Origin of the sequence: Actinomadura sp. NPDC048032, from assembly GCF_040653175.1 — a bacterium.
Taxonomy (GTDB): domain Bacteria; phylum Actinomycetota; class Actinomycetes; order Streptosporangiales; family Streptosporangiaceae; genus Spirillospora; species Spirillospora verrucosospora.
Window position 1 is genome coordinate 57,938 of the sequence record NZ_JBEZJP010000001.1, and the last position, 26,331, is coordinate 84,268.

The 26,331-nt window shown below is 70.6% G+C and carries 26 protein-coding genes and 2 pseudogenes; 17 read left to right on the forward strand and 11 right to left on the reverse strand.

What is annotated here, in order from left to right; all coding sequences use genetic code 11:
• Window positions 1-43 precede the first annotated feature (43 nt).
• From nuoI to AB0C69_RS00320, 7 genes are read left to right on the forward strand one after another with little or no spacing between them, the layout of a single operon-like run.
• The gene (gene nuoI / locus AB0C69_RS00290) at window positions 44-622 is read left to right on the forward strand and encodes an NADH-quinone oxidoreductase subunit NuoI (protein WP_345178464.1); all 579 of its coding nucleotides are present in this window, start codon (window positions 44-46) and stop codon (window positions 620-622) included.
• Window positions 619-1,539: an NADH-quinone oxidoreductase subunit J gene (locus AB0C69_RS00295; protein WP_345178224.1), complete on the forward strand. Its 921-nt coding sequence runs from the start codon at window positions 619-621 to the stop codon at window positions 1,537-1,539. The genes nuoI and AB0C69_RS00295 overlap by 4 nt, the downstream gene beginning before the upstream one ends.
• Window positions 1,536-1,835, forward strand: a complete 300-nt coding sequence (nuoK, locus tag AB0C69_RS00300) for an NADH-quinone oxidoreductase subunit NuoK (RefSeq protein WP_185028663.1) — start codon at window positions 1,536-1,538, stop codon at window positions 1,833-1,835. The genes AB0C69_RS00295 and nuoK overlap by 4 nt, the downstream gene beginning before the upstream one ends.
• A gap of 10 nt (window positions 1,836-1,845) precedes the next feature.
• Window positions 1,846-3,762 (forward strand): NADH-quinone oxidoreductase subunit L, encoded by a 1,917-nt coding sequence (nuoL, locus tag AB0C69_RS00305; protein WP_345178226.1) that lies wholly within the window; start codon window positions 1,846-1,848, stop codon window positions 3,760-3,762.
• Window positions 3,759-5,339 carry an NADH-quinone oxidoreductase subunit M gene (locus AB0C69_RS00310; RefSeq protein ID WP_360347756.1) on the forward strand — a complete coding sequence of 527 codons (1,581 nt, stop codon included), beginning with the start codon at window positions 3,759-3,761 and terminating at the stop codon, window positions 5,337-5,339. Before nuoL ends, AB0C69_RS00310 begins: the two co-directional genes overlap by 4 nt.
• A complete protein-coding gene (gene nuoN / locus AB0C69_RS00315) occupies window positions 5,336-6,922 on the forward strand; it encodes an NADH-quinone oxidoreductase subunit NuoN (RefSeq protein WP_345178229.1) in 1,587 nt (528 codons plus the stop codon). Before AB0C69_RS00310 ends, nuoN begins: the two co-directional genes overlap by 4 nt.
• Window positions 6,923-6,971: 49 nt before the next feature.
• A complete protein-coding gene (locus tag AB0C69_RS00320; protein ID WP_345178465.1) occupies window positions 6,972-7,973 on the forward strand; it encodes a polyprenyl synthetase family protein in 1,002 nt (333 codons plus the stop codon).
• Between the two features lie 193 nt (window positions 7,974-8,166).
• Here the strand turns inward: AB0C69_RS00320 and AB0C69_RS00325 are convergent, their stop codons facing one another.
• Window positions 8,167-9,354, reverse strand: a complete 1,188-nt coding sequence (locus AB0C69_RS00325; protein WP_360347760.1) for an MFS transporter — start codon at window positions 9,352-9,354, stop codon at window positions 8,167-8,169.
• Window positions 9,355-9,442: 88 nt separating this feature from the next.
• Here AB0C69_RS00325 and AB0C69_RS00330 point away from each other — a divergent pair, with 88 nt between their 5' ends.
• On the forward strand, window positions 9,443-10,336 hold the full coding sequence (locus AB0C69_RS00330; RefSeq protein ID WP_360347763.1) for a LysR family transcriptional regulator: 894 nt from the start codon (window positions 9,443-9,445) through the stop codon (window positions 10,334-10,336).
• Here AB0C69_RS00330 and AB0C69_RS00335 read toward each other — a convergent pair.
• The 9 genes from AB0C69_RS00335 to rarD form a co-directional block, all read right to left on the reverse strand.
• Window positions 10,333-10,947 (reverse strand): ATP/GTP-binding protein, encoded by a 615-nt coding sequence (locus AB0C69_RS00335; RefSeq protein ID WP_345178233.1) that lies wholly within the window; start codon window positions 10,945-10,947, stop codon window positions 10,333-10,335. The genes AB0C69_RS00330 and AB0C69_RS00335 overlap by 4 nt on opposite strands.
• Entirely contained in the window at window positions 10,928-11,356 is a 429-nt protein-coding gene (locus AB0C69_RS00340) for a DUF742 domain-containing protein (protein WP_360347766.1), read from the reverse strand. Before AB0C69_RS00340 ends, AB0C69_RS00335 begins: the two co-directional genes overlap by 20 nt.
• The gene (locus AB0C69_RS00345) at window positions 11,353-11,778 is read right to left on the reverse strand and encodes a roadblock/LC7 domain-containing protein (RefSeq protein ID WP_345178237.1); all 426 of its coding nucleotides are present in this window, start codon (window positions 11,776-11,778) and stop codon (window positions 11,353-11,355) included. The genes AB0C69_RS00340 and AB0C69_RS00345 overlap by 4 nt, the downstream gene beginning before the upstream one ends.
• Complete coding sequence (locus AB0C69_RS00350) at window positions 11,775-14,201, reverse strand: nitrate- and nitrite sensing domain-containing protein (protein ID WP_360347768.1); 2,427 nt, start codon at window positions 14,199-14,201, stop codon at window positions 11,775-11,777. The genes AB0C69_RS00345 and AB0C69_RS00350 overlap by 4 nt, the downstream gene beginning before the upstream one ends.
• A 208-nt stretch (window positions 14,202-14,409) precedes the next feature.
• Window positions 14,410-16,164 (reverse strand): prenyltransferase/squalene oxidase repeat-containing protein, encoded by a 1,755-nt coding sequence (locus tag AB0C69_RS00355; RefSeq protein WP_360347770.1) that lies wholly within the window; start codon window positions 16,162-16,164, stop codon window positions 14,410-14,412.
• Window positions 16,161-17,081 carry a terpene synthase family protein gene (locus AB0C69_RS00360; RefSeq protein ID WP_360347773.1) on the reverse strand — a complete coding sequence of 307 codons (921 nt, stop codon included), beginning with the start codon at window positions 17,079-17,081 and terminating at the stop codon, window positions 16,161-16,163. Before AB0C69_RS00360 ends, AB0C69_RS00355 begins: the two co-directional genes overlap by 4 nt.
• Entirely contained in the window at window positions 17,078-18,448 is a 1,371-nt protein-coding gene (locus AB0C69_RS00365; RefSeq protein ID WP_360347776.1) for a cytochrome P450, read from the reverse strand. Before AB0C69_RS00365 ends, AB0C69_RS00360 begins: the two co-directional genes overlap by 4 nt.
• A 380-nt stretch (window positions 18,449-18,828) precedes the next feature.
• Window positions 18,829-19,188 (reverse strand): hypothetical protein, encoded by a 360-nt coding sequence (locus AB0C69_RS00370; protein ID WP_360347779.1) that lies wholly within the window; start codon window positions 19,186-19,188, stop codon window positions 18,829-18,831.
• A 38-nt stretch (window positions 19,189-19,226) separates the two neighbouring features.
• Window positions 19,227-20,117, reverse strand: a complete 891-nt coding sequence (gene rarD, locus AB0C69_RS00375) for an EamA family transporter RarD (RefSeq protein ID WP_360347782.1) — start codon at window positions 20,115-20,117, stop codon at window positions 19,227-19,229.
• A gap of 77 nt (window positions 20,118-20,194) precedes the next feature.
• Here rarD and msrA point away from each other — a divergent pair.
• From msrA to AB0C69_RS00400, 5 genes and pseudogenes are all read left to right on the forward strand, one after another.
• Window positions 20,195-20,523 (forward strand): annotated as a pseudogene (msrA, locus tag AB0C69_RS00380) (peptide-methionine (S)-S-oxide reductase MsrA); the annotation flags it as partial.
• 54 nt (window positions 20,524-20,577) lie between these two features.
• Window positions 20,578-20,889: a hypothetical protein gene (locus AB0C69_RS00385; protein ID WP_360347785.1), complete on the forward strand. Its 312-nt coding sequence runs from the start codon at window positions 20,578-20,580 to the stop codon at window positions 20,887-20,889.
• Window positions 20,865-21,281: a PIN domain-containing protein gene (locus tag AB0C69_RS00390; RefSeq protein ID WP_360347788.1), complete on the forward strand. Its 417-nt coding sequence runs from the start codon at window positions 20,865-20,867 to the stop codon at window positions 21,279-21,281. Before AB0C69_RS00385 ends, AB0C69_RS00390 begins: the two co-directional genes overlap by 25 nt.
• A 42-nt stretch (window positions 21,282-21,323) precedes the next feature.
• A pseudogene (locus AB0C69_RS00395) lies at window positions 21,324-21,421 on the forward strand (peptide-methionine (S)-S-oxide reductase); the annotation flags it as partial.
• 355 nt (window positions 21,422-21,776) lie between these two features.
• Window positions 21,777-22,172, forward strand: coding sequence for a helix-turn-helix transcriptional regulator (locus AB0C69_RS00400; protein ID WP_360347791.1), 396 nt, complete (start codon window positions 21,777-21,779; stop codon window positions 22,170-22,172).
• A 69-nt stretch (window positions 22,173-22,241) separates the two neighbouring features.
• Here the strand turns inward: AB0C69_RS00400 and AB0C69_RS00405 are convergent, their stop codons facing one another.
• Window positions 22,242-23,072 (reverse strand): LysR family transcriptional regulator, encoded by an 831-nt coding sequence (locus AB0C69_RS00405; RefSeq protein WP_345178250.1) that lies wholly within the window; start codon window positions 23,070-23,072, stop codon window positions 22,242-22,244.
• Between the two features lie 95 nt (window positions 23,073-23,167).
• Here AB0C69_RS00405 and AB0C69_RS00410 point away from each other — a divergent pair, with 95 nt between their 5' ends.
• The 4 genes from AB0C69_RS00410 to AB0C69_RS00425 all read left to right on the forward strand — a co-directional run bounded on the left by AB0C69_RS00410 (window position 23,168) and on the right by AB0C69_RS00425 (window position 26,324).
• On the forward strand, window positions 23,168-23,899 hold the full coding sequence (locus AB0C69_RS00410) for an SDR family oxidoreductase (protein WP_360347794.1): 732 nt from the start codon (window positions 23,168-23,170) through the stop codon (window positions 23,897-23,899).
• A 521-nt stretch (window positions 23,900-24,420) separates the two neighbouring features.
• Window positions 24,421-25,461, forward strand: a complete 1,041-nt coding sequence (locus AB0C69_RS00415) for a hypothetical protein (RefSeq protein WP_360347797.1) — start codon at window positions 24,421-24,423, stop codon at window positions 25,459-25,461.
• Between the two features lie 57 nt (window positions 25,462-25,518).
• A complete protein-coding gene (locus AB0C69_RS00420; RefSeq protein WP_360347800.1) occupies window positions 25,519-25,935 on the forward strand; it encodes a DUF2809 domain-containing protein in 417 nt (138 codons plus the stop codon).
• A 191-nt stretch (window positions 25,936-26,126) separates the two neighbouring features.
• Window positions 26,127-26,324 carry a hypothetical protein gene (locus tag AB0C69_RS00425; RefSeq protein ID WP_360347803.1) on the forward strand — a complete coding sequence of 66 codons (198 nt, stop codon included), beginning with the start codon at window positions 26,127-26,129 and terminating at the stop codon, window positions 26,322-26,324.
• The last annotated feature ends 7 nt before the right edge of the window (window positions 26,325-26,331 follow it).

Below are 26,331 nucleotides of genomic sequence, written 5' to 3' on the forward strand. Positions count from 1 at the left end.
TTTCCTGAACCCGGTCAAGGGGTTCGGGGTCTCGTTCCACCAGATGTTCATGAAGAGCGAGACCGTTCAGTACCCCGAGGTGAAGAAGCCGACGGCTCCTCGCTTCCACGGGCGGCACCAGCTGAACCGGTGGCCGGACGGCCTGGAGAAGTGCATCGGCTGCGAGCTGTGCGCGTGGGCGTGCCCCGCGGACGCCATCTTCGTCGAGGGCGCCGACAACACGGCCGACGAGCGGTACTCGCCGGGCGAGCGCTACGGCCGCACCTACCAGATCAACTATCTGCGGTGCATCCTGTGCGGGCTGTGCATCGAGGCGTGCCCGACCCGGGCGCTCACGATGACCAACGAGTACGAGCTCGCCGACGACAGCCGCGAGAGCCTTATCTACACCAAGGAGATGCTGCTGGCGCCGCTGCGCGAGGGCATGGAGGCGCCCCCGCACGAGATGCGGCTCGGCGACACCGAGGAGGAGTACTACCGCCTCGGCCTCCAGGAGGGCGAGCCGTCGTCCGGGACGCCCTCGGCTCCGAAGATCCCTTCCGAGGACGGCGGGCGCGCGAGCGCCGACCAGGCCGTCGAGCGCGAGAAGGCGAAGGCGCGCAAGGGCGGTGAGGGCAAGTGACCGGCTCCGTCGCGAGCGCGCACGTGCTCGCCGCCGAGGTCGCCGACAAGCAGTCCGGGGAGCCGTTCTTCTTCTGGCTGCTGGCGATCGTCTCGGTGCTCGCCGCGCTTGGCATGATCTTCATGCGGAAGGCGGTGCACTCGGCGCTGCTGCTGGCGACCGTGATGCTCTGCCTGGCCGCGCTGTACGCGATCCAGAACGCGCCCTTCCTGGCGTTCGTGCAGGTGATCGTCTACACCGGCGCGGTGCTGATGCTGTTCCTGTTCGTGCTGATGCTCGTCGGGGTCAGTTCCACCGACTCGCTGGTGGAGACGATCCGGGGCCAGCGGTTCTGGGCGGTGATCGCCGCGGTCGGCTTCCTCGTCCTGCTCACGGTCGGGGTCGGCAACGCGGCGCTCGGCGGTTCGGCCGGGCTGACCCAGGCCAACTCCGAGGGCAACGTCGTCGGGCTGGCCCGGCTGCTGTTCTCCAAGTACGTGTTCGCGTTCGAGGCGACCAGCGCCCTGCTGATCACCGCGGCGCTGGGCGCGATGGTGCTGGCGCACCGGGAGCGCACCGAGCCGAAGCCGACGCAGAAGGACCTGTCGCGGCAGCGGTTCCTGTCCGGCTCCCACCCGGGCCCGCTGCCGGGCCCCGGCACCTACGCCCGGCACAACGCCGTCGACATGCCGGCGCTGCTGCCCGACGGGACGCCCTCGGAGCTGTCGGTCAACCCGGTCATCGCGGCCCGCACCGACACCGCGGAGCGGCACGCCGACCTGTACGGCGGCTCCGAGGAGGAGGCCCTCGAACGGGACGTGGCCGCGGTCAAGGCGGTCACCGAGGACGTCCGCGACTCGGACGCCGAGGAGCGCTCGGTCAAGTCGGGGACGCCGGCCGCCGGCGGCGGCGCGAGTGAAGGCGAGGCAGGAGAATGAGCCCGGGGCACTACCTGGCGCTCTCGGCGGTCCTGTTCACCATCGGAGCGCTCGGCGTCCTCGTGCGCCGCAACGCGATCGTGGTGTTCATGTGCGTCGAGCTGATGCTGAACGCGACGAACCTGGCGTTCGTCTCGTTCTCCCGAATGCACGGCAACCTGGACGGCCAGATCATCGCCTTCTTCGTGATGGTGGTGGCCGCGGCGGAGGTCGTGGTGGGTCTGGCGATCATCATGACCATCTTCCGGACCCGCAGGTCCTCGTCGGTCGACGACGCGAACCTGCTGAAGTACTGAGAGGCCAGGGATGAAAGCGGAAGGCATCCAGGCCGCGTCCTGGCTCCTCGTCGCGCTCCCGCTCGCGGGCGCCGCGATCCTCCTGCTGGGGGGACGGCGGACCGACAAGTGGGGCCACCTGCTCGGCGCGGCGATGTCGCTGGCGTCGTTCGCGGTGGGCGCCGCGATGTTCGCCCAGATGCTCGGGTACGACGCCGAGGCCCGGCGCCGCACCCTGCACCTGTGGGACTTCATCGACGTCGGCACGTTCAAGGTCGGCATGGACCTGCTGGTGGACCCGCTGTCCATCACCTTCGTCCTGCTGATCACCGGGGTGGGCTCGCTCATCCACATCTACTCCATCGGCTACATGGCCGGGGACCCCGACCGGCGCCGTTTCTTCGCCTACCTGAACCTGTTCCTGGCGTCGATGCTGGTGCTGGTCCTGGGCGGCAACTTCCTGATCCTGTTCCTGGGCTGGGAGGGCGTCGGTCTCGCCTCCTACCTGCTGATCGGGTTCTGGCAGCACAAGCCGACGGCCGCGACCGCCGCGAAGAAGGCGTTCGTCGTCAACCGGGTCGGCGACATGGGGCTGATCATCGCAATCGCGCTGATCTTCGCCTCGTTCGGCAGCATCGACTTCGGCGCGGTCCTCGGCACCGGCGCCGAGCACGTGGGGCTCGCCTCCAAGCTCGGCACCGGCACCGCGACGGCCATCGGGCTGCTGCTCCTGGTCGGCGCGTGCGGCAAGTCGGCGCAGCTCCCGCTGCAGTCGTGGCTGCTGGACGCGATGGAGGGCCCGACCCCGGTGTCGGCCCTCATCCACGCCGCCACGATGGTCACCGCGGGCGTCTACCTGATCGTCCGGTCCGGCCCGATCTTCGAGATGTCCGAGACCGCGCAGCTGGTGGTGACGATCGTCGGCGCGGCCACGCTGCTGGCCGGTGCGATCATCGGTTGCGGCAAGGACGACATCAAGAAGGCCCTCGCCGGATCGACGATGTCGCAGATCGGGTACATGGTGCTCGCCGCGGGCCTCGGCCCGGCGGGCTACGTCTTCGCCATCGCGCACCTCGTCGCGCACGGCTTCTTCAAGGCGGGCCTGTTCCTCGGCGCCGGCTCGGTCATGCACGGCATGAAGGACGACGTGAACATGCGCCACTACGGCGCGCTGCGCACGGTCATGGTGATCACCTACGCGACGTTCGGCCTCGGGTACCTCGCCATCATCGGGTTCCCCGGCCTGTCGGGCTGGTTCACCAAGGACGGCATCATCGAGGCCGCCTACGCCAAGGGCGGCACGTCCGGGATGATCCTCGGCTCCTGCGCGCTGATCGGCGCCGGGATCACCGCGTACTACATGTCCCGGGTCATGTTCATGACGTTCTTCGGCGAGAAGCGCTGGGAGGACGACGTCCACCCGCACGAGTCGCCGGCGGTCATGACCGTGCCGCTGATGCTGCTCGCGGTCGGGTCCGTCTTCGCGGGCGGGTTCCTGATCCTCGGCAGCTTCCCCGAGTTCCTCGAACCGGTCGTCGGGGCGCCCGAGCACGCGCACGAGTTCAAGTGGCTCACCGCGCCCGGCGCCGCCACCTTCGTCCTGATGATCGTCGGCGCCGGGATCGCCTGGATGCAGTACGGCGCCCGCAAGGTGCCGCGCGAGGCGCCCAAGGGCTCGTTCGTCACCGTCGCGGCCCGTAAGGACCTCTACGGCGACGCGCTCAACGAGTCGCTGCTGATGCGCCCCGGCCAGTGGCTGACCCGGCTCGCGGTCTGGTTCGACGGGCGCGGCGTCGACGGCGCCGTCAACGGGACGGCCGCCGGCGTCGGCGGCAGCTCCGGCCGGCTCCGGCGCGTCCAGACCGGCTTCGCCCGCTCCTACGCCCTCTCGATGCTGGGCGGCGCGGCCCTCGTGGTCGCGGCGCTCCTGGTGGTGAACGTGTCATGAGCGACTTTCCCTGGCTGAGCGTCCTCATCGCGCTGCCGCTGGTGGGCGCGGTGCTGCTCAGCGCCATCCCGCGCGAGCGGGAGACGCTGGTCAAGCAGTTCTCGCTCGGTGTCTCCCTCGTCGTCGCGGCCCTCACCGGGGTCATGGCGTCGGGCTTCGACGCTGGCGGCGCGCGGTTCCAGTTCACCGAGAAGTACTGGTGGATCAAGGAGTTCGGGGTCCACTGGGCGGTCGGCGTCGACGGCGTCGCGCTGGTGCTGATCGTGCTGTCGGTCGTCCTCGTCCCGCTCGTCATGCTGGCGTCGTGGAGCGAGGCCGACCGGTCCGGCGGCGTGGACGTCCCGGCGAAGCGGTCGGTGAAGACGTACTTCGCGCTGCTGCTGACGATGGAAGCGGCCATGATCGGCGTCTTCGCCGCGACGGACGTGTTCCTGTTCTACGTCTTCTTCGAGGCGATGCTCATCCCGGTGTACTTCATCATCGGGTACTACGGCGGCGCGCAGCGGTCCTACGCCGCGGTGAAGTTCCTGCTGTACTCGCTGTTCGGCGGGCTGCTGATGCTCGTCGCCGTCATCTGGCTGTACCCGCTGTCGAGCCGGTCGGTCGACAGGGGCGGCCTCGGGCACGGCACGTTCATGTTCGACGAGCTGTCGAAGATGAACGTCGACCCGACGACGGCCAAGTGGCTGTTCCTCGGCTTCTTCGTCGCGTTCGCGATCAAGGCGCCGATGGTGCCGGTGCACACCTGGCTGCCGGACGCGGCGCAGCAGTCCCCGGCCGGCGCGCTGGTGCTGATCGTCGGCGTCCTGGACAAGGTCGGCACCTACGGGATGCTCCGGTTCTGCCTGGAGCTGTTCCCCGGCGCCGCCAAGTGGGCGACCCCGGTCGTGCTGGGGTTCGCGGTGCTCAGCATCATCTACGGCGCGGTCCTCGCGATCGGCCAGGTCGACATGAAGCGCCTCATCGCCTACACGTCGGTGTCGCACTTCGGGTTCATCGTCCTCGGCATCTTCGCGATGACGTCGCAGGGCCAGTCCGGCGCGGCGCTCTACATGGTGAACCACGGGTTCTCCACCGGCGCGCTGTTCCTCGTCGTCGGCTTCATGATCGTCCGGCGGCGGTCGGCGCGGATCTCCGACTTCGGCGGGGTGCAGAAGGTCGCGCCCGTCCTCGCCGGGATGTTCCTGATCGCCGGCCTGTCCGCGCTGTCGCTGCCCGGCCTGTCCACGTTCGTCTCGGAGTTCCTCGTCATCGTCGGGACGTTCAGCCGGTACGAGTGGGCGGGCGCGCTCGCGGTCAGCGGCGTCGTGCTCGCGGCCGTCTACATCCTGTGGATGTACCAGCGGACCATGGGCGGCCCCAAGGTCCCCGCGGTCGAGGGCATGAAGGACCTGTCCGCCCGGGAGAAGTGGGCCGTCGCCCCGATCATCGCGATCATCGTGGCGATGGGCTTCTTCCCGCAGCCGGTGCTGCACGTGATCAACCCGTCGGTGGACCACACGCTGGCGCGGGTCGACCAGCACGACCCGGCGCCGGACATCACCGGTAACGTCGCCGAGAACGGAGCCCGTCCATGACCACCACCAGTCAGGTGAGCGCGGTCCTCGCGCAGGGGGGTGACATCCCCGCGCCGCACATCGAGTACGGGCAGATCGCCCCGCTGCTGCTGGTCCTCGGCGTCGCCGTCGCGGGCGTGCTCGTCGAGGCGTTCGTCGGCCGGACCGCGCGCTACTACGTGCAGGTGCCGCTGGCGTTCCTCGGCCTCGCGGGCGGGTTCGCCTGGACGATCCTGCTGGCGTGGCGCGACAATCCGCACCACGTCGCCGCCGAGGGCGCCCTGGGCGTGGACGGCCCCACCCTGTTCATCCAGGGCACCATCCTGGTGCTGGCCCTCGTCAGCCTCCTGCTCATCGCCGAGCGCGGCGACGGCAGGGCCGGCGGCCACTTCGCCGCGCAGGCCTCGGCCCTGCCCGGCAGCGAGGCCGAGCAGCGCACCACCGAGGCCGGGTTCACCCAGACCGAGGTGTTCCCGCTGATGATGTTCGCCGTCGGCGGCATGGTGATGTTCCCGGCGGCCAACGACCTGCTCACCATGTTCGTGGCGCTGGAGGTCATGTCGCTGCCGCTGTACCTGCTGTGCGGGCTCGCCCGCCGGCGGCGCCTCCTCTCCCAGGAGGCGGCGGTCAAGTACTTCCTGCTCGGCGCGTTCTCCTCGGCGTTCTTCCTGTACGGGGCGGCGCTGCTGTACGGGTACGCCGGGTCCGTCCGGCTGTCGGACATCTCCGCGCAGATCGGCAAGGACGCGGGCAGCGAGACCCTGCTCCTCGCGGGCGTCGCGCTGCTGTCGGTCGGGCTGCTGTTCAAGCTCGGCGGCGTCCCCTTCCACATGTGGAAGCCGGACGTCTACCAGGGCGCCCCCACGCCGATCACGGCGCTGATGGCGTCCTGCACCGTCGTCGCCGCGTTCGGCGGGATCCTGCGCGTCTACTACGTCGCGTTCGAGACGCTGAAGTGGGACTGGCGGCCCGTCCTGTGGGGTGTGGCCATTCTCACCATGATCGCCGGGTCGATCATCGCGATCACGCAGACCGACATCAAGCGGATGCTGGCCTACTCCTCGATCGCGCACGCGGGCTTCCTGCTCATGGGCGTGATCGCCAGCTCCCCGGACGGCCTGTCCAGCACGATGTTCTACCTGGTCGCCTACGGCTTCACCTCGATCGGCGCGTTCGCCGTCGTGACGATGGTGCGGGACGCGGGCGGCGAGGCCGGCCACCTGTCGCGGTGGGCGGGCCTCGGCAAACGGTCCCCGGTGGTCGCGGGCGTGTTCGCCTTCTTCCTCCTGGGCTTCGCGGGCATCCCGCTGACCAGCGGCTTCACCGGCAAGTTCGCGGTGTTCAAGGCGGCCGTCGAGGGCGGCGCGACGCCCCTGGTGATCGTCGCCGTGATCTCCTCCGCGGTCGCCGCGTTCTTCTACGTCCGTGTGATCGTCGTCATGTTCTTCAGCGAGCCGGACGCCGAGGGCCCGGTCGTGGTGGCCGGCCCGGCGACCGCGGTCGCGGTCGCGCTCGGAGTGACGGCTACTGTGGTACTCGGCGTGATCCCGCAGCCCGTTCTGGACCTCGCGGGGCAGGCCACGACCCACATGTTCGTCCGGTAGGGAGTCTTGGGTGAGCAACCCATTCGCTGAGAAGTCCGGCGGGCCGGCCATCCAGGAGACCGGCCCGTTCGGGCTTCCCGTCGACGCCGCGCTCGCGTCCGACGCCAAGGACCGCCTCGCGGCCGTCGAGTCCCTTCTGCTCGACTGCGTCCGGGGCGAGGACCCGCTGCTCACCGAGGCCTCGCAGCACCTCGTCGAGGCGGGCGGCAAGCGCTTCCGGCCGATGCTGGTGCTGCTGGCCTCCCACTTCGGCGACCCGGCCGCGCCCGGTGTCGTCCCCGCCGCCGTCGTCGTCGAGCTCACCCACCTCGGCACCCTCTACCACGACGACGTCATGGACGAGGCCACCATCCGCCGCGGCCAGCAGTCCGCCAACTCCCGCTGGACGAACACCGTCGCCATCCTCACCGGCGACTACCTGTTCGCCCGCGCGTCCGACCTGCTCGCCGACCTCGGCCCCGAGGCCGTCCGCATCCAGGCCCGCGCCTTCGCCCGCCTGGTCCGCGGCCAGATCCAGGAGACCGTCGGCCCCGGCGAGGACGCCGACCCCCTCAAGCACTACCTCCAGGTCGTCGCCGACAAGACCGGCTCCCTGATCGCCGTCTCCGGCCAGTTCGGCGCCCTGCTCTCGGGCGCCCCCGCCCACGTCGTCGACACCGTCACCTCCGCCTGCGAGAAGATCGGCATCGCCTTCCAGCTGTCCGACGACATCCTCGACGTCGCCTCCGAGGCCGAGGAGTCCGGCAAGACCCCCGGCACCGACCTGCGCGAAGGCATCCGCACCCTCCCGACGCACCACGTCCTCGCCGGCATCGGCTCCGGCCCCGACGACGCCCGCCTCCGCGAGCTCCTCACCCAGGACCTCACCGACGACGCCCTCCACGCCGAGGCCCTCACCCTCCTGCGCGCCCACCCCGCCATGGACCGCGCCCGCGCCGACCTGCGCCGCTGGGCCGAGGACGCCCGCAACGAACTCCTCACCCTCCCCGAGATCCCCGCCCGCGAAGCCCTCACCAACCTCTGCGACTACGTAATTACTCGTACTGGATAGCTTCTATCTCCTCCTTCGGGCCTGGCGGCCCTCCATCGTCGATAAAAGCGGGCGATCGCTGGCATCGCTCCGTCTCGCCTTGGCGGCTCGCTGCGCGATCAGATTCTTGCTTCGCTCGAATCTGCCTTCGGACGCGATCGCGGCCCTTGAGGTTGTCGCGTGGTTGCGGTGGTGGCTGAGGTCGGCGCGGGGGCTATTGCGGTGCTCGCTGCCGTAGAGGTCGCCTGGTGGTTGCGGCGGCGGCCAGGGCTAGGGCGGCTAGGGTTCCGCCCAGCCACATGACGCCGGTTTCGCCTGTGGTGTCGGTCATCTGGCCGCCTGCCAGGGCTCCCAGAGAGATGGCGAGGTTGAAGGTGGCGACGAACAGTGCCGATGCCGGCTCGGCGGCGTGCGGGGGCACGGCCTGGAGCAGCCAGTTCTGCAGCGTCACCGACACGCCGCCGTAGGCGACTCCCCACAGGACCAGCAGCACGATCGCTGGAAGCGGGGATCGGCCTGCCAGCGGGAACAGCAGGACGGCCGGTGCGAGCAGGACGGTGATCCGGATCAGGGTGCGGCGCGGGGCGCGGGCGGCGGCCGTGCCCGCGGTGAAGTTGCCCGCGATGCCCGCCACGCCGTACACCAGCAGCAGCGTGCTGATCAGGTCCGGGTCCACGCCGGACACCCGCTCCAGCACGGGACGCACGTAGGTGTACGCCGCGAAGTGCCCGGTGACCAGGAGGAACGTCACCAGGAGTCCGGCCTGCGCGCGGGGCGCGCGAAGCACCTGCGGCATGGCGGACAGACCCGCCGCGCCGGTTCCGGGCAGCGGCGGCAGCAGCGCGGCGAGCGCGGCGCAGGCGACCAGCGACAGCGCTCCGGCCGCGGCGAACGCCGCCCGCCAGCCCGCGAGGTCGCCGATCAGCGTGCCGGCCGGAACCCCCGCCACCGACGCCACCGCCACTCCGCCGAAGATCACCGAAGTGGCGGCGCCGGCGGAGCGCTCCGGCACCAGCCGTGCCGCCAGCCCGCCGGCGATCGCCCACACGCCGCCGATCGCCACGCCGACCAGGACCCGCGACGCCAGCAGCGCGGGCAGCCCAGGGGCGGCTGCCGAGCCGAGGTCGGCCGCGGCAAGCAGGCCCGCCAGCACGGCCAGCACCGCCCGCCGGTCCAGCCGGGCGGTCGCCGCGGAGAGCGCGGGGGCGGACAGCGCCGCGACGAGGCCGGGCACGGTCATCGCCAGCCCGGCCGTGCCCGCGGACACGCCGAGGTCCGGGCCGATCGAGGTCAGCAGGCCGACCGGCAGCATCTCGCTGGTGACGACGAGGAACGTGGCCGCGGCGACCGCGAGCACCGCCGGCCACCCCCGGCGCGGCGGGGGAGAGGAGGGAACCGTCATGCCCCCGACCCTGGCGGGCGGGCCGATGGGGAACAACGGCGAAGATCGCATCCTTGTATGAGCCAGACTCATCGATCGGGGGCGTCGCGTGCCGGAACTGGAGACCCGGGAGCTGGAGTGCTTCCTCGTCCTCAGCGAGGAGTTGCATTTCGGCCGGACCGCGGAGCGCCTCTACCTCTCCCAGAGCCGCGTCAGCCAGCTGGTGCGCGCCCTCGAACTGCGGGTCGGGGCCCGGCTGGTGGAGCGCACCAGCCGCCGCGTCCGGCTGACCCCGCTCGGAGCCGCCTTCCGGGACGAGCTGCGGCCCGCCTACGCGGCCCTCCTCGACGCCGTCGAAGGGGCCAGGAGCAGGGCGCGCGGTGTCGGCGGGGTGCTGCGGATCGGCTTCCTCGGGTTCCTGGACGAGGAACTGGCGGGTCTGGTCCGCGCGTTCCAGAGCGGTCACCCCGGCTGCGAGGTGCGGACCGTCGAGATGCCGCTGGCCGACCCGTTTGGGCCGGTCCTGGGCGGCGACGTGGACGCCGCGATCGTCCTGACCCCGGTGCGGGAGCCCGGCCTCGCCGTCGGCCCGGTCTTCTCCGAGGCGCCGCTGCGCCTGGCCGTCCCGGCTCGCCACCCGCTCGCGGACCGCCCGTCGGTCCGCGCCGAGGACCTGGCCGGGCATCCGCTCGTCAGGATCGCCGGCCCGGCGCCGCGCTACTGGCGCGACGCGCAGTCCCCGCCGCTGACGCCCGGCGGCGCCGCGATCCCGTCCGGACCGGCCGTCAGCACGATCCAGGAGGCCCTCGCGATGGTCGCCGCCGGGCGCGGCGCGATGCCGCTGTGCGTCCCTACCGCCCGCCGCCACGTGCGGGGCGACGTCGTCTTCGTCCCGCTTACCGGCCTGCCCGATTCGGCGCTCGCGCTCGTCTGGCATCGGGACCGCGCCACCGCGCGGCTCCGCGCCTTCGCCGGGACCGTCGCCGCGGGCGTCCGCGGCTAGGCGTTCTGGGGTTCGGGCTCCTCCGTGAGGCCGCGGGTCTTCATGGCGTGCAGGACGAGGTCGATGAGGACCTCCTTGCAGGAGCCGAGGCTGCGGGCGTCGCAGAGCATGACGGGAACCTTCGGGCCCAGGTTGAGGGCCATCTGGATCTCCGCGAGGTCGTAGCGCTGGGCGCCCTCGAAGCAGTTCACGGCGACGATGAACGGGGTGCCGCGGCGCTCGAAGTAGTCGACGGACGGGAAGCAGTCCGACAGGCGGCGGGTGTCGGCGAGGACGACGGCGCCGAGCGCGCCGAGCGAGACCTCGTCCCACATGAACCAGAAGCGCTCCTGGCCGGGGGTGCCGAACAGGTAGAGGACGTACTCGTCGCGCATCGTGATGCGGCCGAAGTCCATCGCGACCGTCGTGGTCGTCTTGCGCTCCACCCCGGAGATGTCGTCGACGCCCACGCTCTCGTCGGTGAGCAACTCCTCGGTGCGCAGGGGGCTGGTCTCCGAGACCGTGCCCACCATCGTGGTCTTGCCGACCCCGAAACCGCCCGCGATCACGATCTTGACCGCGGTGGGGAGCCGGCGGGCGCGCACGCCGCGCCTAGAGGGCCCGGAGACCATCGATCACCGCCTTGTAGAGCCTGATGTCGTGCATGTCCGCCTCCGGTTCGGGCTCCTGAAGGGAGACGAATCCCTTGTCGAGCAGGTCGCCGAGCATCACCCGGACGGTCGCCACGGGCAGATCGAGATGGCCGGTGATCTCGGCCACCGACATCACCGCCTGGCACAGCCGGATGATGGCCAGGTGCTCGGGTCCGAGGCCGATCGCGCCCTCCGGCTCCGGTCCGACCGCCACCACCAGGGTGATGAGGTCGAACTTGCCGCGGGTCGGCTCGATCCGGCCGCTGGTCATCACGTAGGGCCGCACCATCGGACCGGCGTGCTCGTCCAGGAACCGGTCGTCGACCGGCGGGCGCGTCGCGGCCTCGTCCGCCCAGGGCTCCTGGGCGGGATCCTCGGGGGGCATCATGCCGGGCGCCCCTCCTGCGCGGACTCCGAACGCGACGGGGAGGTGAGGTGGTGGCCCATGGCGGTGACGAGCATCGCCATCTCGTACGCGGTGAGGCCGACGTCGACCTCCTCGGTGGCGAGGACGGCGAGGCACGCGCCCTTCCCGGCGACCGTGACCAGCAGGAACGCCGACGCCATCTCGACGATCGTCTGCCGGACCGGGCCGCCGCCGAAGCGGGTCCCGGCGCCCTTGGCGAGGCTCTGGATGCCGGCGGCGACGGCGGCGAGGTGCTCGCCGTCGTCCTGCGTCATGCCCTCGGACGACGCCATGAGCAGGCCGTCCGCCGACAGCACGACCGCGCTGCGGGCGTGCGGCAGGCGGTGGACGAGGTCGTCCAGCAGCCAGCCCAGATCGGAGGAGGAACCGGTCTTCTGCGTCACTGATCTGCCTCGCCTTCCGCTGCGTTGGTGCCGAGGGCTTCCGCCGCGTCGACGCGGCCCCGCTGGGTGCCGCGCTGGTAGGAACCCATGATCCGCTGAATCTCCTCGGGGGAGCGGCCCGGGTCCTCCTGCTCGTCCTGCTCGTCGGCGACGGCGGGCTCGTCGGTGCGCAGGGGTTCGGCCAGGTTCGCCTGCGGCACACGGACGGGAAGACCGGACGGTGTTGTGGAGATGTCGGGCACGGGTGGCAGGTCCTCCGGCTCGATGGGGTCGGGACGTGCGCCGTCCGCGGGGTCGTCGTGCCGCGCGGGCGTGGGGGCCTCGGGCTCCGGTTCGGGGGCGCCGCCGGGGGGCCGCACGGGCAGCGGGTCCGCGGCCGGCGGGGGGACCGCCACGAGGGCGGGTGCGGGATGCTGCGGGCCGGTGCCCGCCGGGGGGAGCGTCGTCGTGGGGGACGCGGAGCGGACGCCGGACGCGGCGAGCGCCGCGGCGGGGCGCCGCACCTCCAGGCCGTTCGTGGTGGTGGTGCCGGCCGGGACCTGCGCCGGGCCCTGCTCGACGATCAGGTCCCGGGGGATGACGACGACGGCGGTGGTGCCGCCGTAGGCGGACCGCTTCAGCGAGACCTGCAGGTTGTAGCGCTCGGCGAGCTTGCTGACCACGAACAGGCCGAGCTGGACCGAGCTCTGCAGGTTGAAGTCGGGCGGGTCGGCGATCCGCGCGTTGATCTCGGCGAGCTTCTCGTCGGTCATGCCGAGCCCGCGGTCCTCGATGTCGATGGCGAAGCCGCTGGCGACCAGGTGCCCGCCGACCTGCACGATGGTGTCGGGCGGGGAGAACGACACGGCGTTCTCGATCAGCTCGGCGAGCAGGTGGGTGACGTCGCCGACCGAGCGTCCGGCCAGCTCGACCGGGCCGAACGGCAGGACGGTGACGCGGGTGTAGTCCTCGACCTCGCCGACGGCTGCGCGGACGACGTCCACCATCGGGACGGCGTTGCGCCATCCGCGGGCCGGGAGGGCGCCGGACAGCACGATGAGGTTCTCGGCGTTGCGCCGCATGCGGGTCGCGAGGTGGTCGAGCCGGAACAGCTCCTCCAGCTCCTTGGTCTCGATGTCGCGGCGGCGCTCCATCGCGTCCAGCATGGTGAGCTGCCGGTGCACCAGCGTCTGGGTGCGGCGGGCCAGGCTCAGCAGGACGTCCCGGATGCCGCGGCGCAGTTCCGCCTGCTCGACGGCGGTACGGATCGCGGTCTCCTGGACGGCGTTGAACGCGCGGCCCACCTGCCCGATCTCGTCGGTGCCGAACCGCAGCGGCGGCGCCTCGAGCTCGACGTCCACCTTCTCGCCGTGCCCGAGCCGCTCGACGACGCCGGGCAGCCGCTGCTCGGCCAGCTCCCACGCGGCGCCGCGCAGCCGTTCCAGCTGCCGGACGAGCGCGCGCGCCGTGGTGATCGACACGACGATGGACGCGATGACGGCGAGGAGGCCGAGGCCACCGGCGAGCAGCAGCCGGATGACGACCCAGGCGGCGATGGGAGTGGCGCGCTCCACCAGCCGGTCGCCGGCGTCCTGGATGGACTTGCGCATCTGGGCGAGCGCGGGCTCGGTCGCGTTGCGCCACTGCTCGGCGGTCATGCGGGGGTGCTGCGCCTTCGTCCGCTGGAGGAGCATGTCCTCCAGGGCGCTGACGGTGGTGAGGCGCTTGTTGGCGTTCAGCTCGTCCCAGGCCTGCCGGTCCGCGCCCTCGAGGTCGACCAGGGCGCGCTCGTAGTTGAGGCGCCGGGCGCCGACGGCCTTGGCGATGTCGATCTGGTCGACCGGGGTGATCCGGCCGGAGGCGAGGACGCCGGCGACCAGCGCGTCCTCCTGGGACAGCAGCTCCCAGGACCGGTTGACGGCGATCTCCGCGCGCAGGTCGGAGGTGAACCCCTTGTCGTCGAGCGTCGTCGTCCCGTCGTACATGTGGAAGATCGACTCGATGGTGTCGGAGTAGGCGTCGATGATGTGCCGGCGGTCGAAGGCGCCGGCGTCGATCGAGCGGCGGTCGCCGTCGAGCCGGCCGAGCAGCCGGACCATCGCGTCGAGCCGCTGGTCCATCTCGTCGTCGGCGGCGCGGCGGACCGAGCCGCTGCGGGCCTTCTCGACGACGATGGCCCGCTCCTTGTCGGTGCGGGCGCGCTGGGCGGCGAGCAGGTCGGGCCGCCGCTGGCCGGACGCGAGCATGGTCACGGTGAGGCGGCGCTCCTGCTGGAGCTCGACGAGCAGCGGGTCGCTCGGGGCCACGACGCTGTCCAGCGTGCTCACGAAGAGCAGGTTCACGCCCTCGCGCAACGTCACCCAGGCGGCGAAGGCCCACAGCGCGGTCAGCGAGACCAGCAGGGCCGCAATCTTGGTCCGCAGCCGTGAGTTGCGGAAACGCATTATGATCGCCCCAACAATTGTCAAGGTGCCTGCAATGCGAGGTCTTGGGCCCGGCTGCGAGACACTGGTGGCGGTGAGAGCGGGTAGCGCTATGCCGGATGATCGGCAAGGCACCGGTGAACCTTACCAACGCCACCAAACCCACTCAAGGTGAATGGTTTCCGGCTCAGGCGTACAACCAGGTCACCCTCGGACAGGGTGGTGAAATTCACCGCACTGAAACACTCGTGTCACGATGTGCCACACGAAGGGCGCCCAGGACCGCCGCCCGCACGATGGTCGTTGGGCGATATAGGTCTTTATCGTGCCAGAGAGGCGGCTTGCCGGAGTCAACGTCGCCCGGACCGCCGGTCAGGGTCCCCGGAGTGCTCCGCAGGGCCGCCCTGAGGTAGGCGCAGCCCCGCCGGACCGCTCGCTCCGCCGCCTCCCGCACCGCCGGGTCGGGCGCGGCGCCGCCGGACGGGCGGGCCAGCGTCAGGATGTGCACGGCGTAGGCCGTCTCCTCGGCGGTCCCGCACCAGCGCCCCCAGGAGCCGTCCGGGCGCTGTTCGCCCAGCACCCACGCGACGGACCGATTCACCGCGTCCGCCGATTCCGGGCCGCCGAACTCGGCCAGCGCCAGGGCGGCGCAAGCGGTCGCGTAGAGCGGCGAAGCGTGCCACCTGTCCTGCCAGCGGCCGTCGGACAACTGCTCGCCGACGAGCCAGGACGCCGCTTTTCGCGCGCTCGCCGCGTAACGGCCGGCCGGTCCGGCGCCGCCGCACTCCAGGTAATGGCCGAACGCCTCAAGCACGTGCGCGTTCGTCGTGACGGACCGTCCGTTCTCGCCGGGCCAGCTACAGAAATGCGTGCTCGTTTCGTACTTCCACAGCAGGTCGGGCGGGTGCGGTTCACCGAGAAGCGACAACGCGTACAGCACGCCGGAACTGGTGTCGGCGTCCGGGGGCAGGCCGGTGCCGCCCGGCGCGCCGTCCTCGCCGAGCGACGCCCGCATCTGGGCGATCAGCTCCGGCGGGGCGGCCGGCGCGAGCCCGGTGCGGGCCAGCCAGCCCAGCACCCACCCGCGCTCGAAGTTGGTCACCGGGACGGCGACGGAAACGGGACCGCCGTGCTGTTCGGCGGCGGCCTCCAGATAGCGCCGCGCGGCCTCGTCACCAGGGCCGTCGCCGTCGGGACCGCCGAGCCACGCGGCGGTGGCCGCGGTGGAGGCGCCGACGGTCGCGAACCGCCCCGGCCCGCCCACCGTCGAGAGGTCGCGGACGGCCCGCGCCGGTTCCGGCAGCGGCACGGGACGGACCGACCCGGCCCGCCGCGCCGACGCCCCCGCGACCTCCAGGGCGTGCTGGACCTTCAGCGGCACGGCGCCGCCGTTCTCCAGGTGGGCCTTGGCGGCGGCGACGAACGCCCCGTCCATCCCGGCGGGCGGGGCCAGCCGCCCGCCCGTCCACCAGGCGGCGAGGGCCGGGTCGTCGCGGAGCCGGTCGAGGTGCCCGTTGATCGCCTCGATGAGGGCCGGGGTGATGTGCTCGATGGCCGGCATGTCCGGGAAGTCGGCCGCGGCGGCGCCGGCGAGCCGCCGCGCGAGGGACCGCAGGGCGCGTCCGGCGCCGCGGACCACCTCGGCGACGGAGACGCCGGCGGGCCGGCGCCCGCCTTCCGGGGCGAGCACGGAGAGCAGCGCCTCGGTCGCGCTCAGGCTCGGGACGAGCGCGTAGCCCGGGTCGGGCGGCCCCCAGCCGCCGTCGGGCCGCTGCGTGTCGAGAAGGAACCGGATCCTTGCGGTATGTCCGGTCAGCCTGGGGGCGAGGCCCACCAGCCGCCCGGTCTCGTAGACCGACGGGGACGACCGCCCCCACGGGTGGCGGACGAGATCGTCCACCAGCGCGGCGGCGGCCGCGTAAAGATCGTCGGGGTCGGGATCGGCGGCCTCGGCCGTCTCCGGGCCCGCCTCCTCGACGGTCACAGCGACCCCCAGTAGTCGCTCAGCCCGTAGAAGCCCGTACTGAAGCCGATCTGCCGTTCGAGGTAGGCCACCGCCTCGGGGCAGTCGTCCCGCAGTGGCCCGACGCGCTCGCGGCAGCGGGCCACGATCTCGTCGATCCGCGCGGTGATCTGGGCACGTTCCACCCCGAGCATCTGCGCGTTCAGGTCGCCCCAGGTGACGTCCCGCTCGTAGGTGGCGAGGTCGTTGAGCAGCCGCAGCACCTGCTGGACGTCCCGGCTCGCGGCCTGCAGCTCGCCGATGTGGTCGAGGACGCCCTGGTCGGCGTGCACGATCCAGTGCGAGATGTTGACCCAGGCCGAGCCATAGTTGTCGGCGTTGTCCAGGTACTCGTCGAACGTCGGCCACGAGGCCACGTCGACCGACTTCCACGTCAGCTCGCGGGCCCCGGCGTGCAGCAGCCGCGCCAGTTGCGCCAGCCAGTCGTCGCGCAGCGCCGCGAAGGCGGGCGCCCCGGCCGCCTCGTCCCGGATGTCGGCGAGGAACCGGGTGAGCCCGTCGCCCGGCGTCGGCGGCGCCCCCTCCGCGACGTCGAGGCAGCGCCGGTTGATGTCGTCCACCTCGTCCCGGGACGTCGCGACATGGTCCACCAGCCAGTCCAGGCCGAAGATCCACAGCGAGGTGCGCGCCGCCATCCTGATCCCGGACGCGGTGAGCCACGGCGACCCGAACGCGTTCGCGCAGGCCACGGCGTTGAACAGGGTCTCGTCGATCGGCTTGACGTCGAACAGGTCCGGATAGGTCTCCGCGCATTTCGCCAGGTCGCGGGCGCACTTCACGGCCTGCGCCATGACGGCGCCGTCGTGCCGCGCGCCCTGCAGGGCGTCGGGCGCCGCGGGGCCGCCGGGCCGCGGAGGCGCCTTTTCCGCCGCCGTCACGCGTTCCGCCCGACCGGGGTCAGCGTCATCTCCATCGACTCCCGCGGCCGCAGCGTCGCGCCGATGCGCGGCATGGCGGGGATCGCGTCGGACAGGGCCGGGCGGAACCGGCTCAGGATGCTCGTCAGGATCATCCGCGCCTCGACGTCGAACACGTGCCGGCCGATGCACTGGTGCGGGCCCCCGCCGAAGGGGAAGTAGGCGTAGCGGTGCCGCCTGCGCGAGTTCTCCGGGGTGAACCGCTCCGGGTCGAACTCCAGCGGGCGCTCCCACACCGACGCCAGCCGGTGCGTGAGGAACGGGCTGATGAGCACCGGGTCGCCCGGCTCGATGTGCACGCCGCCGAGGATCGTCGGCGCGGTCGCCATGCGCGGGAACATCCAGCCCACCGGGTACAGGCGCAGCAGCTCCTGGACGACCTGCGACACGTACGGCAGCCTCGGAAGATGGTCCGGGCGGACGGGCTCGGCGCCCACCACTCCCTCGATCTCCTCGACCAGCCGGTCCAGGACCAGCGGGTGGTCGTGCAGCAGCGGCCACAGCCAGGTCAGCGCCAGCGTCGTGGTCTCGGTGCTGGTCGCGAACATCGCGAGCAGGTTGTCGCGGATCCACTTGTCGTCCGGCGGGGCGCCGTCCTCGGTCCGGGCCTGGCAGAGCGCGGTGAAGATGTCGCTGCCGTCGCCTGGATCGTCCCGGTAGCGCGCCACCAGCTCGAACAGGACCTCGTCCATCACCTGCACGGCGTCCTTGAACGCCCGGTCGCCCGGCATCGGGAGCACGCGCGGCAGGAACGGCAGCAGGAAGCGGACCGAGATCGACGTCGCGATCTGGTCGAACGTCGGGATCAGCTGGTTGGCCTCGACCGGGGAGATCTTGTCGCCGAACAGAACCTTGATCACGGTCTCGTTGACGATCCGGCTCATCTCCGGCAGCACGTCGATCGGCCGTCCCGCGCGGGCGGGCTCCTCCAGCTTGCCGACGGCGTCGTTGATCGCATCCGCCATCAGCCCGGTGAGCCGGTTGACGTTGCGGGTGGTGAAGACCGGCTGCAGCACCCGCTTGCTGTGCTCCCACTCGGCGCCCTCGGACAGGATGCTGTCGCCCATCAGCTCGCGCAGCGGCCTCCAGAACACCCCGTCCCGCTGGAAGATCTCCGACTCGCGCCGCAGGACCTGCTGGATGTGGTCGGGATGGGTGACCAGGTAGGGGTGGGACGCACCGAGGTCGAGCCGGATGAGCCGGCCGTCCCCCTCCGTGCTGATCCGCTCCAGCTGGCGAAGTGGGTCGCGGACGAAGCCGGCGACCGTGCGGTAAAGGGGGAAGTTCTTCGCCTTCTGGACTGGGACGGCGCCGACGTCAACGGACATTTACCGACTGCCCCTCGATGTTGAGTTGGAGTACCAGTGCTCGCGGTTGGCCGTTCCGGGGGCATGGGGGCGCCCGGGACGCACGGCGCCCCTCGCGGTGGGATGCCGTTAATGAGTGATTCGGGCTTTGTGGGAAGGTTGCGGTGTTATGTAGCTTTCTGTGGGAGTATCACATGATCAATTAACAACGGCAAGGCTTCGCCCGGTAGAAATCTCAACCTTTCCGACGTGACCCTTATCACTTGCCCGCTGTGTTGTCTCATTGTCCGAGTCGGCCTTACAGGCACGCCGAAGAGGCCCGCGAAAAGCACTTTCGCCGGCGCGTGAGAACACGGAGAGTGACGCCCGCTAAATGGAGCTCTCTTCCGGTTTATACCGAATTACTTTGCCCGGTGGTCGATCGGGACCAGATCGGGCCACGCCACTCGCCCCGCCACTCTGACCTTGCCGGTCACTCTGCGTGATCCGCAGCGCACCACCACCGGGTAGCTGCCGGGCGCCGCGTCGCGCCTCACGACGGTCGAGTGGTCCACGGCCCGCCCGGCGAACGCTTCGGAAGTGGCGGCCACCGTGCCCCTGCATCCCGGCACCGAAAGCCGGATCCGCTCACCGGGCCGCGCGGCGGCGGGCTCCACCGAGACCGGACCGTCCCCGTGCGCCGTCGCCCGCCCCGTCGCCGGAGCCAGCATGCCCGCCGCGACGAGCGCTGTTCCCAACACGGTGACGCTGAGCAGACGCAACGACGACTCCCTCGCTCGGGGGTGTGACGTCCGGCACTTTAGCCCCTTGGCCCGGTTTGGGGCACCGCTTCCCTTCGTCCGGCGGCCACCCCGTCCCACGTGAGCGTCACCAGGGCGAGCCAGACCAGCAGGAACCCCGCCCACCGGCTCGGCGGCATCTCCTCGTGCTGCACGAAAAGCCCGATGGCGAACTGCAGCACCGGCGCCAGGTACTGCAGCATGCCGATGGCGCTCAGCGGCAGCCTGACGGCCGCCGCGTTGAAGAGCATCAACGGCACGGCCGTCACGATCCCGGCCCCGGCCAGCAGCACCGCGTGCCCCGCCCCGTGATGCCCGAAGGTCGCCTCGCCCCGTCCCTCCAGCAGCAGCACGAACCCCAGCGCCGGCAGGAACGTCACCGCCGTCTCGACCGCCAGGCTCTCCGCCGAGGGCATGTCGGCGAACTTCTTCAGCAGCCCGTACACCGCGAAAGCGGACGCCAGCACCAGCGCGATCCAGGGCGGCCGCCCGTAGTCGACGGTCAGCGCGACCACCGCGGCCATCCCCATCCCGACCGCCGCCCACTGCCACGGCCGCAGCCGCTCCCGGAAGATCACCACGCCGAACAGCACGCTGATCAGCGGGTTGATGAAGTACCCGAGCGCGGACTCGATCGTGTGCCCGGTGTTGACGGCGTAGATGTACGTCCCCCAGTTGACGCTGATCACCAGCGCCGCCAGCGTCAGCAGCACGCCCCGCCGCCATCCCAGCGTCCGCAGCCACCCCCGGCTCCGCCGCACGGCCAGCACCGCGACCACCGCGACCAGCGACCACATGATCCGGTGCGCGAGGATCTCGCCGGCCCCCGCCGGCTTCAGCAGCGGCCAGTAGAGCGGGAACAGCCCCCACAGCACGTACGCCGCGACCCCGCACACCACTCCCCGCTTCACCGAGGCAACATATCAGCAGGTAATTAACCAAAAGGAACAACGGTCCTGACGACCGGGACCAGCAGCCCGACCCCCACCACGAGATCCTCGACGAGCCCCTCGCGCCGCCCTCCCCCGACGGCGCCGAATTCGCCCTCGGCTGCTTCTGAGGCGCGGAACGCAATTCTGGGAGCCCCCCGGCGTCATCTCCACCTCGGTCGGCTACGAGGGCGGCCACACCCCGAACCCCACCTACGAAGAGGTCTGCAGCGGCCTGACCGGCCACGCCGAGACCGTCCGCGTCGCCTACGACCCGGCGAAGAACGCCTACGACGCCTTGCTCCGCGTCTTCTGGGAACCCCACAACCCAACCCAAATCAAGCGCCTGGGCAACGACGTCGGCCCCCAGTACCGCTCAGCGGTCTTCGCCCGCACCGACGCCCAGCTGAAGTTTTGCTACTTGAGGTAGTAAACTGCGGGCATGGCTGCCGAGGAGAAGGAGTTCGGGCTGGGTGAAGGCCCGGCGGTGAAGGCGAGCGTCTCACTGAGAGCAGGAAACATCCGTGCCGTCCGCGAACGGGTGGGAACCCGCGGCTTCTCCGCTTACGTCGATGCCGCCGTTGAGCGTCAGATAGAGCGGGACCTGCTCGAAGAGGCACTACAGGCCAATGAGAACGCCTCGGGGCCGATCCCGCAGGCGCTTCGCGATGAGGCAGCAGATCTCTTTCGTGCGGTCAAGGCGGCACCCGAGTTGCAGGAGGGCGCCGAGTGGGCCGGACACGACGCAGGCTGAGTGCGGGGACGCTCGTCCTCGACTGCGAGGGTTTGGTCAAGTGGTGCGGAGCCGATCAACGCGTCACCGCTCTGGTCCGCGAAGCCCAGGACAACGACTTCCGCGTGGTGATCAGCGCGCTCACTCCGATCGAAGCCCAGGACGTCCGGACCAAGTCGGACAGGCTCCGTTGGTACCTCTCCAGGCTCCGCATCGAACCGGTCACCGAAGAGATCAGCCTGGCGGCCGTCGACCTCCTTCGCGCTCACCGGCTGCACGGGCACAAGTACGCGATCGACGCGGTCGTTGCCTCGACCGCGCTCCAGGCTCCCAAACCCGTCGTGCTGCTGACCTCCGACGAGGACGACATGACGACCCTCTGTGGAAAGACCGTCAAGGTGGTAGCCGTATGACCCGCTCCGCCCCGGTCACGGCTTGTCTGCACCGATGGCTGCCACCAGCAGTACCTCTCAGGCAACCAAATCCCGGCGGCTACTGCGGAATCGGCGGAACTGGCTTGTCCTGCCCTGTAGGCGACTCCCCGGCCGAATGACCCAGACAGCGGACGACGAGCTATCGCGGCTCTGGGCGGAGCACTCGAAGCTCGCCTTCCCGGATGCGCTGCGCTGGCTCGACGCGCCTAGCGGTGAGTCAGTGGCGACACTCGACGCCTTCGTAGCCGGATGCATCTCGGCCTACCTGCGAGATGGGGCTTTCAGCGTTGAGTGTCAGTCGGGCGTGCGTGGATGGCTGGATGACCTTCGAGGCGTCATGCCGCACCTGCACGGCGAGGATGCCGCTTATGTGACCCGGTTGCTCCGCATGGCGGAACTTGCCTCTGCTACGCGGTAGCGGCGTAGGCGGCGAGTACCTCGCGCACTTCGGGGACGTCCCGGTACGGCTCCAGCTTGGCGACGACCTGCCCGCGCTTCGCAGTCCGGTCGCTGGGGAAGCGAGCCGAGAGGTTCAGCAATGCGCGGCGCGGTGCTGGCCGCCTCCGCGCTCTCCGTGAGGAGCGTGGCTGGAGTCAGAGCGAACTGGCCAGGAGGGCGGAGATGACCCAGTCGGCCGTGGCCCGGTTCGAAGCTGGGCGGCACCGTCCCGACACTGGCGGTCCTCGAACGCCTGGCCCGAGCTCTCGGTGTCGAACTCGTCGTCAAACTGCGGAGTCCGGCCGCCTAAGACGGCGACCATGTGCAGAGACGGGTACCACCAGCAGTACCTCCACAAGAATCCGAACGGCTACCGGTGTATTGCGATGCTCGCGGTGGTGCGCACCCTCATCTAGAGCTCCATGCCGATAGCGGCTTCTCCGCCAGGCCCGGGCGTAGGGCGCACGGTGGCGTGGTTGAACGGCTGCCGCCGCCTGCGCTCTAGAGGCGGGTGGCCGTCTGGATCAGTCCGGCGAGGGCCAGGGACCGGCTGTGCGGCGGCCAGGCGATCACGGTGGTGACGGTCGGCGCGTCCAGGATCGGCACGAAGGCCAGGTCGCGGCGGAGATGGCTCCGGGCGGTCTCCGGCAGTAGGGCCACCGCCCTGCCCAGCGCGATCAGCTGCAGGAGCTGGGCGTGGTCGTGCACCTCGGGTCCCGGGCCGTCGGGGTAGCCGCCGTCGAAGTGCGGCCAGCGTGGCAGCGGGAGGTCGGCGATGTCGGCCATGCGCAGGTCCGTACGGCCTTCGAGGGGGTGGTCCTTCGGCAGGACCAGGATCTGGCCCTCGGTGCTCAGCTCCTCGGTGTCCAGGCCGGTCGTCGAGTCGAACGGCCTGTGCAGCAGGCCCACGTCGGCCCGGCCGTCGCGGAGCAGCCGCTCCTGCTCTCCGATCCCGCACAGCAGGACCTCGACGGCGACCGCGCCGGGCTCGGCGGCGTAGGCGTCCAGGAGTTTCGGCAGCAGCTCACCTGACGCCCCGGCCTTGGTGACGAGCACCAGTTTCGGCTCCGTGGCGGCGGCGCGGCGGGTGCGGCGGCCGGCGGCGTCGACCGCGTCGAGGGCAGCCCGGCCCTCTCTGAGCAGGACCTTTCCGGCCTCGGTGAGTCCGACCGTACGGCTGGTGCGTTCGAGAAGCCGAACGCCCAGGCGGCGTTCCAGCTGCTTGATCGCCCGCGAGAGGGGCGGCTGGGCGATCCCGAGGCGCTCGGCGGCGCGGCCGAAATGGAGTTCCTCGGCGACGGCGACGAAGTACCGCAACTCTCGCGTCTCCATGCTCTCACCGTACCGGGGGATCAATACCCGCAAGGTATCGAACGCTACCCAAGCGGTGTTGGAGTGCTCCCGGCCGTGCGGCCAGGATTTCGGGTATGAGCGAACAGACGATCACACTGATCACCGGTGCCAACAAGGGAATCGGATACGAGATCGCCGTCGGGCTCGGCGCCCTCGGCCACACCGTCGGCGTGGCGGCCAGGTCCCCGGAGCGGCTCTCGGCGGCCGTCGAGAAACTCCGCGCCGAGGGGGTCGACGCGTTCGCGGTACCTCTCGACGTGACCTCCGACGAGAGCGTCACCGCCGCGGCCTCCCTGCTCTCCGAGCGCTTCGGACGGCTCGATGTGCTGGTCAACAACGCCGGGGTGACCGGTGGGATTCCCCAGACGCCCACGACCGTCGACCCCGTGACCATGCGAACGGTCGTGGAGACCAACGTGATCGGCGTCATCCGCGTCACCAACGCCATGCTGCCGCTGCTCAAGCGGTCCGCCGCACCGCGAATCGTGAACATGTCCAGCAGCGTCGGGTCTCTCACCCGCCAGAGTTCTCAGTCCGGCGTGGAGGCCGTAGGCCCGATCTCCGCCGCCTACGCGCCCTCCAAGACCTTCCTCAACGCCGTGACCCTCCAGTACGCCAAGGAACTGCACGACACCAACATCCTGATCAACGCCGCCTGCCCCGGCTACTGCGCGACCGATCTCAACGGCTTCCGCGGCATCCGCACCGCCCAACAAGGCGCCGCCATAGCCATCCACCTGGCCACCCTGCCCGACAACGGCCCGACCGGCTCCTTCTTCGAAGACGCCGGCGTGGTGCCCTGGTAACTCGTCGACCATGCTGGCGTTGGCCCAAGTGCACTCGGCGGCGCCCACCCTCGGAAGGCAAAGCGTAGATATCAGCGGATGCGCAGTGCGGCTAGAGCAGTGGATGTGATGTGCTCCCCGCTTCATTGGCCGTTGTTGGAATGGGCTCTTCATTACGCTGGGTTTCCTGAACACAGGCACCGGGACTCTCGCCCTGGTCGTCGAAAACGGCATTTCAGCGGGCCAAGCATTTGAAACTGCTGGTGGCGTGCCCGGGCTGCACTGCCATCACCCTGAGCTTCTCCTGGGCTGGTACTCCTCCATTGGAGGATCGCGCGGTCAAGCGGGTGGCCTGCTTCGGTCATATGAACGGGCGTGTCTGTTTGGCTTAGGTGATCTTGGGATAGGTAGGTCTCGAAGCTTGCCAGTAGATGGCGGCGAGATCTTGGGGGGCTGCCGCCGGACCGCCCGGAGTTTGCATGGCTGGACATCGAGTTCTTCGCGCCACCGCTTGGACCGCCGCCTTCTCCGGCCTGCTGCTCATGCCCTCCGCCGCCACCGCGGCAGCCCCGGAATGGGAAAAGGTGCCCACGCCGACTCTCGACGGTCTCGGGGTGGTGACCGAGATAGCGGCGGCCGGGCCGCGGGCCGCGTGGGCTGCCGGGATCGAGGACGCGTCGTCGAGTGGAAAACCCGTCATGCTCGCCTGGAATGGTCGGCAGTGGCAGCGCCAGGAGCTGCCGCCGGGCACGGGCCAGGTCGTCGACCTCGCCGCCGCCGGACCGCGGAACGCCTGGGGCATCTACCTGAACGAGAGCGGTTCGCCGGCACTGCATTGGAACGGCACCGCTTGGCGCAGGGTCGGTTACCCGGCCGGGGTCCGGCCCACCATGCCGTCACCCCTGCCCACGTATCTGCAGATCGTCTCGGCGGCGCCCGGCGGACCGGCCTGGTCGGTCGGGTACGACTCGCAGGCGAGGAAGGCCGTCGCCCTGCGCTTCCAGAACGGACGATGGGTGCGTCGGAAGACTCCGGTGCCGATGGTCAGTGCCTCCACCGTCGCCGTCCGGTCGGCGAAGGACATCTGGATCGCCTGCACCTGCGACATCCCGGGGGCCGGTCCTACCGAGGCCATGCTGCATTGGAGCGGCACCAAGTGGAGCACGATCCGGTACCCGTCCAAGGAGCAGACCTACATCGCGAAGATCGTGCCCGTCTCGGCCACGAGCGTCTGGGCCTACCGTGCCAGCACCAGCTATGCGTCCCCCGAGCTCATGCACTGGGACGGCGAGAGCTGGACGCCGACGACGATCCCCGCGTCCCCGTTCGCCTATCACTTCCCCACGCTCGCCAGCGATGGTGACCAGGGTGCCTGGGTTTCGGTGAGCACGGTCGACGACGACAAGAGCTACCTGCACTACAGCGACAGCGACGGTAGCTGGACCACCGAAAGCGGCGCGGGACGCCCTGGCACCGCCGTCTGGATCCGTGACCTGGCCCGAGTACCGGGAACGCGCTCGATCTGGTCGACCGGCCTGCCCAGTTCCCTCGCCGGCGCCCCTTTCATAGAGCGCCGACGCTGACCACGCGGCCGCCCGGGTCCAGGTCCTTCCAGTCCGCTCAGTCAGTATGATCGCGCGATGTCGCTCGCAGCGCGGTGGATCCGGCCGCTGATGGTGGTCACGGCGGTCGGTTGCGCGGGCACGGCCTACGCGATCCGGGCCGCGCTGGACGGGCCCGTCGAGCAGTACTCAGGCGCCGCGCTGTCCGCCGCCATCGTCTACACGATAGTGATCTTCATAAGGCCGTCGATCTCCCCACTGGCTGCCGGCGCTGCTGCGATCGCCTATTGCTGGCTCATCGAGTTCGCACAGCTCACGCCTGTACCGGAGGCGCTTTCCCAACGTGGCTGGATCGTGCGCCAGCTGCTAGGAGGCCGGTTCGACCCGGTTGATGTCGCCTGGTATCCCGTCGGCGTCGTTCCTTTGGTCGCCGCGCACTGGTTTTTTCGGGCCCGCGCGCATTCTCGAGCAGAGCCGACGTCCGTCGAGCTTTAGCCGAGCCTTTCGTTCCGGCGGGGTGGTTGCGGCAATTCCGTGTCGGCTGTCGCTCGATCTGGACGCCCTGCTCGTCCCTGAGCGGCGAGGCGTCGCAAGGACGGCCCTTGCCGCTGCGTTGTCACTGAAGCGCGCGCTCGGACGGTCGCAAGAGAAAAGCGTTTCAGAGCGCGCGCAAAGGAGACTCCCTTATGAGCCCCGTCACTGGCCGGCAGCTTGCCCGCAGGGCAGGTATCGCGGCTTTCTGCCTCGGGCTGTTGTGCTTCGCGGGCGGCATCTCAAGCCTGATCGTCAACGGCGCCGGCGGCCTCAACTCGATGAACGTCGCTCTCGGCGCCCTCGACATGGTCGTCAGCGGTGTGATCATCTTCAATGCCGGGCACCGGTGACAGCGGA